Origin of the sequence: Desulfocicer vacuolatum DSM 3385 (assembly GCF_900176365.1) — a bacterium.
In the GTDB taxonomy this organism is placed as follows: Bacteria; Desulfobacterota; Desulfobacteria; order Desulfobacterales; family Desulfobacteraceae; genus Desulfocicer; species Desulfocicer vacuolatum.
The window spans coordinates 16,861-29,378 of the sequence record NZ_FWXY01000017.1 but is presented as its reverse complement, the minus strand read 5'-3'; the positions used below and the strand labels follow the sequence as shown (position 1 = coordinate 29,378).

Sequence of the window (12,518 nt, the reverse complement as noted above, 5' to 3'; positions counted from 1 at the left end):
ATCATTTAAGCATACCATGGTGTTTAAATGGTCAGGTAGGTCAAGGAATTTGAGTTACCATGAACTCTTTCAGGGCCTGCTTGGACAACAAAGTACGACTGCTTTCCGCACAACCGACCCTTGAACAAAAAGCCTGTCCCCGATTAAAGTGCAGATCCCGGTCCAGAAAAAACATATAAATTGGCGCACCGCACCTGCAATCAAATAAAATGGGAAGTTCTTCCCGGCATGTGGGGCAACAAACATTCACCGCCTCTCCTTTTTCAAAGGCCTCACCTTTTAATATTGCTTTGTGTGTTTCTCCAATGGTGGCGGAAATAACAATTTCTGCCTCTTTTTCTTGATCAAGGCTTTTGTAAATTAAGCCAATCCCCGGATATTGGTCAATTTTAACATCGCTTATGAGGCTGTGACCGTTGGAACAATAGCCCGCTGTAACGACATGGCTCTCCATTTGCTCAATCACAGAGGCGTCATCCCTTGACAGATGCAGTTTACTGCCACTGACACACCCAATGCGGGCGCAAAAGGTTTGAGCACAATCCATGCTTAGCTTCTGGTCAAGGAAAAAAAGATAATCATGGACACCGCATTCACACAAGCCGTGATTGGGCAGCGCCTCCCTGCATGTGGGACAAAGAACATTTACGATTTCATCTTTTTGAAAGGGTTCTCCATTCAGATAAACTTTGGTGCAATCCCCCACAACGGCAGTGATGACAATATCTGCTTCTCTGCCGGTTTTCTGTTCTTGATAAATAAAGTGAATTCCTTTATACCCGTCAATTTTGACTGAACTCATAAGATCATGACCCTGGGGGCAAAAGGCTGATTTGACAACAGATTTATGATCTTTTCTAATTGCTTGATGCCGAACCTGTTCTTCCATGTCTGGAAAATTAAGGGTTCCGTCTTTTTTAAACATTGTTCCCATGGCATTCCTCCTTCATCGTCTGAGGTCTCGTTTTGTTATACGCCGACATGACAATCACAATGTGGAAATCCATTATAGAATAAAACAAATTAAATGACTGAACCATTATCAGTTTATGGCAATATCCTCTTATTTGTCAACCATAAGCATTCCAGCAGATATTGACATTCTTTGTATACTTCAATATGTTTTAAAGAAACAGACGTACATGGGCACCTCTACTTGTAAAAAACAAACTTTTAAAAAAACAGCATTCCCACGTATTTAGAGTATCAGCTTCCATTGCCAGGCGATCTGCACAACAACAAATCATCTATTCTTTGGATAAGTCAATTGCCTCTCCTGAATAATAAATTCAGAAGGGGACTCCTTGGCGAAGAGTTGAACGTAACTTTTTCGAAAAATAAGCTGAAGAGGTACTCCTTTGAAAGACAACCCAATGTCCAGTGACAAAAAACTTGATGCAATGCTTTCCAACATACCGGGAATTCTTTACCGTGGGATTTATAAAGGAAAGCAAAATGACTTATATGATATGAAAAATCAATTTGTAGTGGAATATATTTCCGATCAGATTGAAGAACTCACCGGTTATCCGGCATCCCGCTTTATGGATTCCGGACAAAATGACTTTGATATGATTATCCATCCCGATGACAGGGAAAAACTTCGAACCGGTATTATGAATCAAATCCGACAGAAAAAGGCCTTTTTAATTGAATACCGAATGGTGGACATTCACGGTAATATCAAATGGGTTTTTGAAAAAGGACAAGGTTTTTTCGGAAATGATGGAGAGCTGTTATGGCTGGATGGTGCCATATTTGATATCACAGAACGAAAATTGATGGAAAAGGATCTTTTTCAAACCCAGGCTCGCTGTCAAAATCTTGTTGAGTCCGTGGAGGAGTGGATTTGGGAAACCAACGCTTTGGGCATATATACTTTTTCTAATGCCTTTACCCAAAAGATGCTTGGATACAGCGCAGAGGAGCTGTTGGGACGATCTATCCATGATTTTTTGCCTGAATCAGATGCTGCAAAGTGGCCACAGTTCAAAAAAAATGATCTGGAAATTCCTTCCGCTGTTATTTCCCGGGAACTGCCTTTTACGCACAAAAATGGTAAAAAACTTATCATAGAGGTGAGCAGCAGACCATTTTTCAGTGAAGAGGGATTTCTTCTTGGCTTCCGTGGAGTGGGAAGAAACATCACCCTTAGAAAACAGATGGAACAGGAAGCTTTAAATCAACAAAAACTCCAGGGTGTTCTTGAAATAGCCGGTGCCATCTGCCATGAAATGAACCAGCCCCTGGCTGCAATCCAGCTTTTTATCAATTTTGCCATTGAGGAGTGTGATCCAGATGCCATCATATATAAAGATCTTATTAAAATCAGGGACAATGCCCTTCGTATGGGTGAAATTTCCCTGAAGTTGATGAACATCACCAATACCCGGACCAAAGAGTATATTGGAGGTCAAAAAATCATAGATATTGAGCAGGCAACTGAAGACTCCCCGGAATCTTGAAAGTTTCCAGGCTATACCACCCATATCTTTAATCCTTCAAAAAAAAACGACAGCCCCCCTGATTTTTTAACTCAGGAGGGTTAAAATTTAAGAAAACATCAACCCAGACACAGAAAAATTACTGTTCAAAATCCATACTGCTGCATCAAAGTTGCGAAAACACCGTCCTGTTTTAAGATCTGTAAACCGGCATTAAAAGCCTGGATCTTTTCTTCTGGGTTTTTAACATTTCTGGAGACGGCAAGATAAAGCCCCTTGAGGGATAATGCCGGATGCATGAATTCAACTTCTCCTGCAAACCAGGGAAATTTTCTGATCATTATATTTCGTGCAACATACTTGTCAATGACTATCAGTTGCACCTTATCCCCCAGGAGCTGTCCAATATTGGCTTCGTCACTCAGGGCCTGTACTTTCACAAGAAAATTAGCTGCATCAAATTCCTGGGTATTGGCATAGCCTTTAACTACTCCGAATTTATAAGATTTCAAATCCATCAGTGCCCGCACCTGATCAATTCTGGGATCAGTCATAAATTCAATATTTACTCCCCCTTTTACCACACCACCTCCGGGAGACGGATGAATAATCTTTCTTCTTTTGCACAATCCCAGAGGACTTTTACAGATCTCATCGGAAAAAATAAAAGACGCCTCCCTTTCTGCAACATGATACGCAGGGAATACACCATCAGCGCCCCCTTTTTTTGCAATTTCCAGCGCATACTTCCACGGCTTAAAGGTTATGTCTACTTTATATCCTGCCTTTTTATAGGCCTGGATAATGACACTGGAAACAAAACCATTTTTGCTCATTTGAGAGCCCGAATAAGGTTCCCATTCAAGGCTCAGAAGGTTCATTTGCCGTTCTCCGGCAAAGGCATGAACCGCGATAAATAAACTAATGATTACGGATACAAGAATTCTTGATGTCATGGTTTCCCCCTTTTTAAAAAAAATTGTAAAAACCATTCAGCTCTCTATCATAAGAGGCAGACAAAAAGACTATATGCGGAAGGATATTGTGGAGTGAATTTTCAGCAACAAAAACTATAATATTTCAAGATATAAACTCAGCTCATGGGCAGATTCTCTTTGGAGAGCTGGATGCCCAAACACCATAGTACTATTATACTGTTGTGGCCAACTTATGTCCAGTCGTTTTCCCGGCCCAGGACCGTAGATTGCCCGGGCATGCTCTTAACAGGATATATCCGTTCTCTGGATTTTCATTCTTTAATTTTTTTAAAATTTCCATGATTCAAAAAGTATATAGTCTGCTTTATGGCCATGCTGCTTTTCATTATAAAAGGATGGGCAGAGGGCAAAACCATAAAATCCTTCATTCCTTGAAGTTTTGCACGCTCTATTGATACTTTCCCATCATCCTTGCCTTGGATTAATAAGGACAAAATCAGATTAATTGATCGGTTTCCGGTGATGATACCCACCTCAAAATCTGCTGCCCCCAATCGCAACGGCATACTGTTATTATCTGTGCCTAACTGTGCGCCCGCAGGCCCATTGATAAGTTGAAAAAGCTTTGTTCCACCAAGCCGGTCAACAATTTCACTGCCTTGATTTGGCGGACTGAGCATTACCACCCGGCCCATGTGAGGTATTAATTTTTTTCCAGACAGATACCGGACAATGATGCCGCCCATTGAATGGGTCACAAAACATATTTGAGAATTGAGATTTCCAAAGCATTTTTGAATTTGGGGCAACACATGGTCTTTTGCAAGCACTTCAATGGGATATTTTCTTGAAGGATAATCAATATTACAGGTATCAAACCCTTTGTTTTGAAGTGCTTCCTGTAACCCATTCATGGAGGCGTTTGACCTTGCAAGGCCATGGAGCAATACCACCTTTCCAACTTCAGCCGTGGCAATTCCGGTAAAACCCGAAATGGTGAAAACAATAAATATTACGAGCAGCTGTTTCGAATTAAGATAATATTTCAATTTTAATTTTAAGCGTTTGTGCAATCCGTTTTGCCATGTCAGATGTAAGGCGGCGTTTTCCTCTTTCATAGTCACTGATCATATTTTGACGGATCCCAAGTTTTTCAGCCAGTTGAGATTCTGATTTTTATAACCGAATAGAGTAATAGTCAAGATGTCTTTTGGGCTAAAAATCTTCATTCACTGTAAATTTTATCTATTTGTTTTGCCAAGTTCTGGGGCGAACTTCGCCCGTACAGATTGAAAAAGTGCCCGGTTACATATTCACACTGAAACCAATGCCAAAGGTTCTGTCCGTTGCCGGATAACCGTCGGCATCCTCATAGGTTTCATTAAAAACATTTCCGGCATATACTTTCAAAGTGCCGTCGGACATGCTGCCCCATTTTTTAAAAAGAACCTGGGACACGGCAAGATCCACCCGGTGATAGGCATCAACGGCAATTGAGTCAAAGGCCCATTCATCCGGTGCTACTTCGTCTGCCTGCTCAATGACCTGTTCATCCTGGAATTCATAATCCACAATAAGAGAAGTGTTTTCCAGAAAATTCCATGTAAAACCTGCATTGATGCGATTTTTGGCCCTGTTGTCCAGCTCGGTTTCTCCGGCGGGCTCTCCCCCTTTGTTTTCAAACCGTTGCCAGGCATATCCGGCCATGAACGAAAGGGTGTCTGTGAGATGACCGCTGAACTGCAACTCAATGCCGTGGCGAACCACCCTGTCAAGATTGATTTTATAATCCTTGTACTCAAGTCCGGGAGTCACTTTATTGGTTTTGCTTGGCGTATACTCGGAATAGGTTTTGTTGGTGGCAATATAATCTTTTATGTTGTACCAGGCGTAATTGAGTTTCATTGTTATATCATTGAACACGCGTCTGGAAAAAACCAGGTCACATCCGATACCGTGTTCCGGGTCCAGCCATGCACCGGCAGGTCTTCCCTGGGGATTGTAATCTCCATGGTAGTCTGGCGCCCGCCATATTCGGCTGACACCCAGGGAAATTGAACTGTCCCTGAGGCACTCTGCCCATCTATCCAGCTCATAGTTAATCCAGGATTTGGGGAGCCAGCCGTCAAAACTGCGATCAATCCATTTGGGCTGATCCGTGATGAAAATGGCACCGGAACTTGAAGAATAATTGCCCACACGGATATCCACGGTTTCGTATCGCATCCCCGCCGTCACTGTCAGGGACGGTATCACCTGCCATTGATGCTGGGCAAAACCGGACAGAATGTCTATACGCTTCTCATAATCATGGGCAGCACTCCACAGGGCCGTTGTACCATATCCGTCAAAGCATTGTTCCAGCTCCATGCCAAGGGTGGTGGTATGGCCTTTGGCAAGGGCAAATTCATTCTGGATTTTCCCACCCTGTTGTTTCCATTTGGTGTCCCAGGAAGCATCGGTAATGCCCAGGGAGTGATCTTTGCTGTTTATCCAGTCATAATATTGCCGATTCCGGTTTTCTTCACTGTAAAAGGCACTGGCCTTCCAGTTTCCAAACTGTGATGGAAGATTGGCGTCCATGCGATATGAAGTGGCAATTTTATCCCAGGTGGGATCTGCCCAGTGGTTAAAAGGTGACGTGGAAACCACTGGATAATCATTGTCATAGTCTGTATCTGGATCATCTGGATTATTGTTGATGGGGATTTCCCGGTCGGCATCTGTGTAAGAAGCGCTCAACGTGACATAACCATTGGACGGTGTAATATAACCCAGTCGGCTGAAAACCGTGTCAATGTCGGCGGCATTGTTTCTAAGATAGCCGTCTGTTGCATACTTCTGGATTCCCACATCATAGGTGAATGAGTCGTATCCGCCTTCCACACTGAGGCTGTGATTCTGGGTACCATAGGATGAAAAACCTGTGGATAAATTAATAGTGGGTTTTAAGGATTCATGTCTTTGTGGGGCCTTAGTCACCAGATTCAACACCCCGCCAATGCTTTTACCCGGATAGAGACAGGAGTGGGGACCGGGCAGGATTTCAATGCTTTCCATGAGAAAAGGAGGCAAAAGGGCATAATCCACAATATGGCTTGATTTTCTTCCCCCGGTTTTTCTAAGGGTGGTGCCGTCCAGGGCCGTTACAAAACGTTTGCTGCTGAACCCCCTCAAAAACAAAGTGTCATCATCGGGAACAAGATCAGATCCACCCTGGAAATCCACGATAACCTGGTCTCTGACAATGTCACTGATATTTTGAACCATGGATGTGGACTCATAGGTTGTAACATCAATGATATTTTTTTCAGGAAGGTACAAAAGGGTTTCGGTACTGTCCCGGGCTGTTACCTGTATCTCTCCGGCATCGTAAACTGTTTCCTTTTCATCAGCCCGGGCAGGTGCGTTCAAAAGAGAGAAAATCACCACCATAAGCGATAACAGTCTCCGGGTTGTTTTGTTGTTCATCGGGTTTTTCCTCCATGTAATATTGAATTGAAACAAAGGGTTGGATTTCAGGAATCTGGCTTATCTAAGTTCAAACTGTATGGTCAGCTCCAGTTTCAGATCTCCCTTGAAAAGTGATGAAGGAGGTCGGGGAAAAGGAACAGATTTTTCCACGGCTTTTAATGCCGCCTGGTTTAACATGGGGTATTTTGAGGGTTTGACTATTTTTAACGAAGATACTCTCCCGGCAGAATCAATAACAAAAAAGACCCGGACATTTCCCTGTTGATGCAGACGTCTTGCTTTTTCCGGATAGATTTTATTGCCTTCAATTTTCATGCGCATCATGTCAAAATAATCTTTTTTTGTGAAATAGGCCGGTGGTGCCTCCATGGGGGCCAAACCCATGGTACCGGCCACGCTGGATTCCGGAACAGGCCCGGCCATGGGAATTTTTGGAACAGAAATTCCCTGGATGAGAGGGGAATTGACCCGGGGCTCGTTCAGGGGAATTTTCATGGGCGGGGTACGTCTTTCTTGGATTTCTTGATGTTTAACGTCTGTTATCCGGGGGGCCCGGTGTCTCATTCTGGGGCGGGGGATATTTCTGACAAAGGGTTTTGATATGTCTTTCATGCTCAACTCAATGACAACCGGGGACTCAGAGCTGTAAAGCCTTGAAATATGCACAGACATCCATAAATGAATCAACAAAGAAAGACACAGCGTTGCCCAGAACACCATTTTTTTATTTTGTTCAGATACAGATGCCACCTGCTGGAATTCTTTTGTATGATCCACTAAAAATCCTTTTCCGTTGCAAGGCAAAGTCGTGCGGCCCCCGCAGCCTTGGCAATGTCCATGACCTTGACGGCTTTGTTCAGCATCACCGAACGATCCGCCTTTACAATCACCAGTTGATCTTTTCCCCCGGCAATTTTTTCCTTTAACATTTTAAACAGCCGATCATGGGCAACCTCTTTTTCATTGAGCCAGGCCCGGCCCTCCTTATCCACATACAAGGTGATCTCCTGGGATTTCTGGGGAGCTGCGGCCCTTGCCTGGGGCAGTTTGATCTTGATCCCTTCATCCACCATGAAATTGGTGGTGAGCATGAAATAGATGAGCAGCATGAACACAATGTCGATGAGAGAGGTCAAAGGTGCCTGAATTTCATATCTGGGTCGTTTTTTGCGATGAACCAGCATGATTATCTCCTGTTGTGCTGTTGTCCGATGTGTTTGATGAACGCCACGGAACCACTTTGCAGCCGGGCTTCATATCTGTCCACACGCCCGATAAGATAACTGTGGGCAACCATGGTGGGAAGTGCCACTGCAAGTCCCAGGGCCGTGGTCAGCATGGCTTCCCAGATCCCCCCTGCCAGCACCGAGGCATTGACTTTGCCGCCCATTTCCTGGATGACCATGAACGCCTTGATCATTCCGATCACCGTGCCCAGAAGCCCCAGAAGCGGGGCAATGTTTCCAATGGTGGCAAGGGTCTGGATATGGGTTGAAAGGTCTTTGACCTCTTCCTCTGTGGCATTGACAATTACGGTTTCCAGGGTTTCGCGGTCACACGCTTTGGCATCAATGGCCCGGGCAAGAACTCTTCCCATGGGAGAACGGCTTTGGGCCGCAGTATTCAGTGCCTCTTCATCTTTTTCCTGGGCCAGCAACCGGACAACACTTTGTGCAAGTCCGGTTCCCCGGCTTTTCATTCGGGCGTAATAAATCAAGCGCTCCAGAAAAATGGCAAAGGCCAGCACGGAACAGATCAAAATGGGAATAACAAGTACGCCACCCTTGGCAATGAATGCACCAAAATCAATTGATAAAAAATCCATCATCTTTATTTCCTTTTAAATGATCGTCATGCGGCATCATTACCCATGGTGTTCACATCGGCGATGCCGTCAAAATCCAGATCTTTTTCCCGTTTTAACAAGGCCTCTGATTCATCATAGGTTTCCCATATATCAGCCTTTCCATCGCCATTTTCATCGGCCTCAACAGAGACAAGCGTGCCATGCCGGTAAAAATACCAGGTATCCACCCGGCTATCCCCTGTGGTGTCATGTTCCCCCCTTACCACCTGTTCGTTTTCATCATAGAACCAGGTGATATCAAGCTTTCCGGTGCCGGCGGAATCTTCCACACTGTGAAGTAATTTTCCTTGCTTGTTGAATGTTTCCCTAAAATCAATGCGGCCATCCCAATTGTCATCAATCTCTTTTAGACGAAGTACACCGTCTTGGTAATAAAAGGAAGCTTCCGGTACCCCGTCCCGGGTGTCGTCCCGGGTGACCACCATGGTCCATTCCGGGTGGGTGAATATCTGTGTCAGCTCAAAAAAACCGTCATTATCACTGTCTCTAATCAATTTATGGCGAAGATTGTTTTTATAAAAAACCTTGCAGTCTATTTTTGTGTTACCACTTTCATCGGTTTCCATGCGAATGAGCGACCCATGGGCGTAGTATTGCCAGGTGTCTGTTTGTCCATCGTGGTTGGAATCTGTTTCCACACGTTCTTTTTCTTCTTGGGAATTAAAAAACATTTTAATGTCCGGACGATTATCTTGATTGGTGTCCATGGTCTGGAGCTGCATTTTGCCTTTTTTATAATGGGTTGTGGTGTCAAAATGGCCATCCTGGTTGGTATCCCATGTTACCTGTTGCATGACGCCGTTTTTAAACCGGGAAACCGTATCAATGGTGCCGGAAAAATTTTTATCCTGTTTTATTTCAAGGGGACGGCCCTTTGTGTCAAAGGTGCAGAAAAAATCATTTTTACCATCAAAGTTCATGTCCCGGGTCCGGGATTTTGGTGTGCCCTTTACAAACTTGGTAACCTGATCCATGGTCCCGTCCAGGTTGGTGTCTTTCTCCCTGTATATCGCATGGCCGTTACGCAGCTTCAGGACGGTATCGGCAATGCCGTCAAGGTTTTTATCCTCTTTTTGACACACAAGATTTCCGTCTTTATATCGGCGACTTGTTTCCATTTTTCCGTCTTCATCAAGGTCATGGGTACTTTTTTGGGGAGTTCCCTTGGCGTCAAACCAGATCCTGGTATCAACAATGCCGTCTCCGTTGCTGTCTCTGGTCTCTTCCACAGGCAGGCCCTTGCGATAAAGTACCTGGACATTCATGATACCGTCCCCATTTAAATCTTGTTTTGATGAAACGATGATCCCCTGGGAATAGGTTAAAAAATGATCAAAGACCCCGTTTCCACCGGTGTCTTTTTTCACAGAAAGCACAAGGCCCTTTGTGTCAAAAACAGTGAGTTGAATGGGTTTTCCATTGGGATCCAATTGTTCCTGCCGAACTCTTTTTTCATTTGAATAATGATCAATGCAATCCATGGTCCCGTTTAGATCAAGATCCCTTTCAATGCGGATCAGCTTTTCATTGCCATAGTACTGGACCCGTTCAAACAGCCCATCTCCATCCTTGTCAATTTCAAGGCGGATGATTTTCTTATCTGCATTAAAAAAGGCTTTCCGGTCGATGATGCCATCTTTGTTGTCATCTTTTTCAACCAATGTCTCTTTTGCCGACACCAAATCCGGAAACACAATTCCACAGGAAAATTGACTGATAAAAGCCATAAACATGATGAAGGCCAGACGGGAAATGAGATATTTCATTGCATCAGAATCTCCTTTTGCAAAAAAAAATGCCCAATAAAAAAAGCCACCAAGGCATGACAGATTTTGCATCTGCATCTTGCCTTCGTGGCTTTTTTATCGGGCACTGTGAACACAACCCATGGGAGATCAAAAAAACGAATTATCTCATTTTGGATTGTGGCTTTATCTATTACATTACAAACATATCATCTTCCTGATGAATTATGGGCAATGTGTAATAAATAAAAAATTGTTTGTCAATGATTTTTCCGGGATATGATATGCAATTATGGAAACGCCCTGGAATTTATGAGGTTTTCCAGTCTTCTGATGACAACCCTGTTAAAAAAGAATCGGTGGCGAAGAATCAATGTCAATATCCCTATTTTATGGGTGCAGTGATTGAAAGCGTCTTCAATACTACTTTAGATCAATTTAAAAACTCAACTTTCGGTGTTCGCATTTCATGGTGGGGTCAGGCTTTCGTTATTGACATTATCGAGGCTTTTTTCGTTAGCAAAGGTCTTGATCGATAACATCAATAACATCAATAACATCAACAACAAAAGCCTGACCCCGTCGGCACACTGAGCCCATCGGTACATTTAAAAATGCTGGCTTTGAAATGAAGCCCGAAAGTTGAGTTAAAAAAAAACTTCTTGATAAAAATAAGGAATATAGGTAATGGAAATTGACGTAAGAAAGGTGAGTGTATTGGTTTGCAGGCATCCATCATTTGTCCCTAAAAGTAGCTGATCACCTTCCCTCCCAAGTGGGAACATTGTTCTGAAAACTGTAAAACGGAAATGAAATATGCCGGATTTTGCTCAAGATTTTTCAGAAATTATCACTTTGAACATGGCTTGTACACCACAAATTCACGCCCATGCCGGGCGGATAGAATAAATTGGGGCGCCCAGCTCCTTAACTGGGCATCAGGAGAAAAAACAACATGGAAGAAAATCGTTTTTTTAAATACATATGGCGTTTCAATGCAATTGTACTGATGATAGCAGGGCTATTAGCAATTGGGGTTTTGACATTTGGCGGATACAAGATTTATTTAGAAACAACCCGTGAAAGAAATACTAAAAACATAGTAAACATCCAGGAAGGAGGCGAAATTGAAGAAGAATGGCAGCTTGGTTATCTGTCGAAAATAGAAGGTACCCCCTATGTAATGATTCCTTTGAACTCAGATCAAAGCTACAGCCAGTCTTATTACAGCAAATCCTCTTCATCTGCCAGGAACTATCTTTTCATAAACAGCCAGAATAATGAGAAACACTGGCTGTTTAATACAAACAAATATCTGGTTGTAGATTCAGAGTTTTTAACCGAACGTGATTACGGCGATGAAAAACGAAAAATAAGAGCAATTCTCTATAAAGTGGTTAAAAACGACACTGATAAAGACAAGAGATTAACCGGCAAAGACATCAAAGCAATTGGTATTTCAATGCCAAATGGCAAGGGGTATAAAGAAGTTTTACAGGACGTTGATCTCTTTATCGGCCATCAGCTTATAGATAAAAACACCTTGCTAATAGTTTATCAAAAGAAAGGGGTGGGTTATTCTGCGAATGTTCTCCTTTCCGGTTTTGTGCTCACCAATGAAGCAGAGCTGCCAGATATCAATCCCTAAGTTGGAGTTTCCCTTTTCATATAACCGGACCGTATTCTGATCCGGCTCTGCCCACAACAAAGCTTGAAATACGCCTCAGATCTGGGAGGCATTTGATATAACGGGCATCTCCTGTCGGACACAACAAATATAGGGTCGTAGACGCGGAGCCAAATGATATTATACCGCCGCCCCCCGACGGGCAATGGTCCCGGACCGGAACTGTAGACAGTTCAATTGTCCGGTTCCTATTGCCCGTCGGGGGGCGGCTCTGCCTTAGCTTGCCTTGGAGGCTGCCTTTTCATATAAAAAAGATTTGACTATTTATAATCCATCAAGTAAAAGCATTTAAACAAATCACAGCTGAAGCTGTTCATAGTTGAGTTTCAATTTAAAAAACATAAGATGTCCTGCTGAGTTATG

At 43.4% G+C, this 12,518-nt stretch carries 12 protein-coding genes; 3 read left to right on the top strand and 9 right to left on the bottom strand.

Annotation, left to right across the window (positions count from 1 at the left end; genetic code table 11):
* Positions 1–40: 40 nt before the first annotated feature.
* A complete protein-coding gene (locus B9A32_RS14685; protein WP_084070208.1) occupies positions 41–934 on the bottom strand; it encodes a hypothetical protein in 894 nt (297 codons plus the stop codon).
* A 439-nt stretch (positions 935–1,373) separates the two neighbouring features.
* Here B9A32_RS14685 and B9A32_RS14680 point away from each other — a divergent pair, with 439 nt between their 5' ends.
* Positions 1,374–2,465, top strand: a complete 1,092-nt coding sequence (locus B9A32_RS14680) for a PAS domain-containing sensor histidine kinase (protein ID WP_084070207.1) — start codon at positions 1,374–1,376, stop codon at positions 2,463–2,465.
* A gap of 125 nt (positions 2,466–2,590) precedes the next feature.
* Here the strand turns inward: B9A32_RS14680 and B9A32_RS14675 are convergent, their stop codons facing one another.
* From B9A32_RS14675 to B9A32_RS14640, 8 genes are all read right to left on the bottom strand, one after another.
* A complete protein-coding gene (locus tag B9A32_RS14675) occupies positions 2,591–3,400 on the bottom strand; it encodes a substrate-binding periplasmic protein (protein ID WP_170923850.1) in 810 nt (269 codons plus the stop codon).
* Between the two features lie 293 nt (positions 3,401–3,693).
* Positions 3,694–4,431 carry an esterase/lipase family protein gene (locus B9A32_RS14670; protein WP_212637956.1) on the bottom strand — a complete coding sequence of 246 codons (738 nt, stop codon included), beginning with the start codon at positions 4,429–4,431 and terminating at the stop codon, positions 3,694–3,696.
* Positions 4,415–4,513, bottom strand: coding sequence for a helix-turn-helix domain-containing protein (locus B9A32_RS22555; protein WP_084070205.1), 99 nt, complete (start codon positions 4,511–4,513; stop codon positions 4,415–4,417). Before B9A32_RS22555 ends, B9A32_RS14670 begins: the two co-directional genes overlap by 17 nt.
* A gap of 174 nt (positions 4,514–4,687) precedes the next feature.
* Entirely contained in the window at positions 4,688–6,853 is a 2,166-nt protein-coding gene (locus B9A32_RS14660; protein ID WP_084070204.1) for a TonB-dependent receptor, read from the bottom strand.
* 60 nt (positions 6,854–6,913) lie between these two features.
* Positions 6,914–7,633 (bottom strand): energy transducer TonB, encoded by a 720-nt coding sequence (locus B9A32_RS14655; protein WP_084070203.1) that lies wholly within the window; start codon positions 7,631–7,633, stop codon positions 6,914–6,916.
* Entirely contained in the window at positions 7,633–8,040 is a 408-nt protein-coding gene (locus B9A32_RS14650) for an ExbD/TolR family protein (protein WP_084070202.1), read from the bottom strand. Before B9A32_RS14650 ends, B9A32_RS14655 begins: the two co-directional genes overlap by 1 nt.
* A gap of 2 nt (positions 8,041–8,042) precedes the next feature.
* Complete coding sequence (locus B9A32_RS14645) at positions 8,043–8,684, bottom strand: MotA/TolQ/ExbB proton channel family protein (RefSeq protein WP_084070201.1); 642 nt, start codon at positions 8,682–8,684, stop codon at positions 8,043–8,045.
* A gap of 23 nt (positions 8,685–8,707) precedes the next feature.
* A complete protein-coding gene (locus B9A32_RS14640; protein ID WP_084070200.1) occupies positions 8,708–10,489 on the bottom strand; it encodes a hypothetical protein in 1,782 nt (593 codons plus the stop codon).
* 263 nt (positions 10,490–10,752) lie between these two features.
* Here B9A32_RS14640 and B9A32_RS14630 point away from each other — a divergent pair, with 263 nt between their 5' ends.
* Positions 10,753–11,007, top strand: coding sequence for a hypothetical protein (locus tag B9A32_RS14630; RefSeq protein ID WP_084070198.1), 255 nt, complete (start codon positions 10,753–10,755; stop codon positions 11,005–11,007).
* Positions 11,008–11,423: 416 nt separating this feature from the next.
* A complete protein-coding gene (locus B9A32_RS14625; RefSeq protein ID WP_084070197.1) occupies positions 11,424–12,116 on the top strand; it encodes a hypothetical protein in 693 nt (230 codons plus the stop codon).
* The last annotated feature ends 402 nt before the right edge of the window (positions 12,117–12,518 follow it).

What these genes read in the sequence shown, in the direction of transcription:
- B9A32_RS14685 (WP_084070208.1), bottom strand. Translation starts at nt 934, where the DNA reads ATGGGAACAATGTTTAAAAAAGACGGAACCCTTAATTTTCCAGACATG.
- B9A32_RS14680 (WP_084070207.1), top strand. Translation starts at nt 1,374, where the DNA reads ATGTCCAGTGACAAAAAACTTGATGCAATGCTTTCCAACATACCGGGA.
- B9A32_RS14675 (WP_170923850.1), bottom strand. Translation starts at nt 3,400, where the DNA reads ATGACATCAAGAATTCTTGTATCCGTAATCATTAGTTTATTTATCGCG.
- B9A32_RS22555 (WP_084070205.1), bottom strand. Translation starts at nt 4,513, where the DNA reads ATGATCAGTGACTATGAAAGAGGAAAACGCCGCCTTACATCTGACATG.
- B9A32_RS14660 (WP_084070204.1), bottom strand. Translation starts at nt 6,853, where the DNA reads ATGAACAACAAAACAACCCGGAGACTGTTATCGCTTATGGTGGTGATT.
- B9A32_RS14650 (WP_084070202.1), bottom strand. Translation starts at nt 8,040, where the DNA reads ATGCTGGTTCATCGCAAAAAACGACCCAGATATGAAATTCAGGCACCT.
- B9A32_RS14645 (WP_084070201.1), bottom strand. Translation starts at nt 8,684, where the DNA reads ATGATGGATTTTTTATCAATTGATTTTGGTGCATTCATTGCCAAGGGT.
- B9A32_RS14640 (WP_084070200.1), bottom strand. Translation starts at nt 10,489, where the DNA reads ATGAAATATCTCATTTCCCGTCTGGCCTTCATCATGTTTATGGCTTTT.
- B9A32_RS14630 (WP_084070198.1), top strand. Translation starts at nt 10,753, where the DNA reads ATGCAATTATGGAAACGCCCTGGAATTTATGAGGTTTTCCAGTCTTCT.
- B9A32_RS14625 (WP_084070197.1), top strand. Translation starts at nt 11,424, where the DNA reads ATGGAAGAAAATCGTTTTTTTAAATACATATGGCGTTTCAATGCAATT.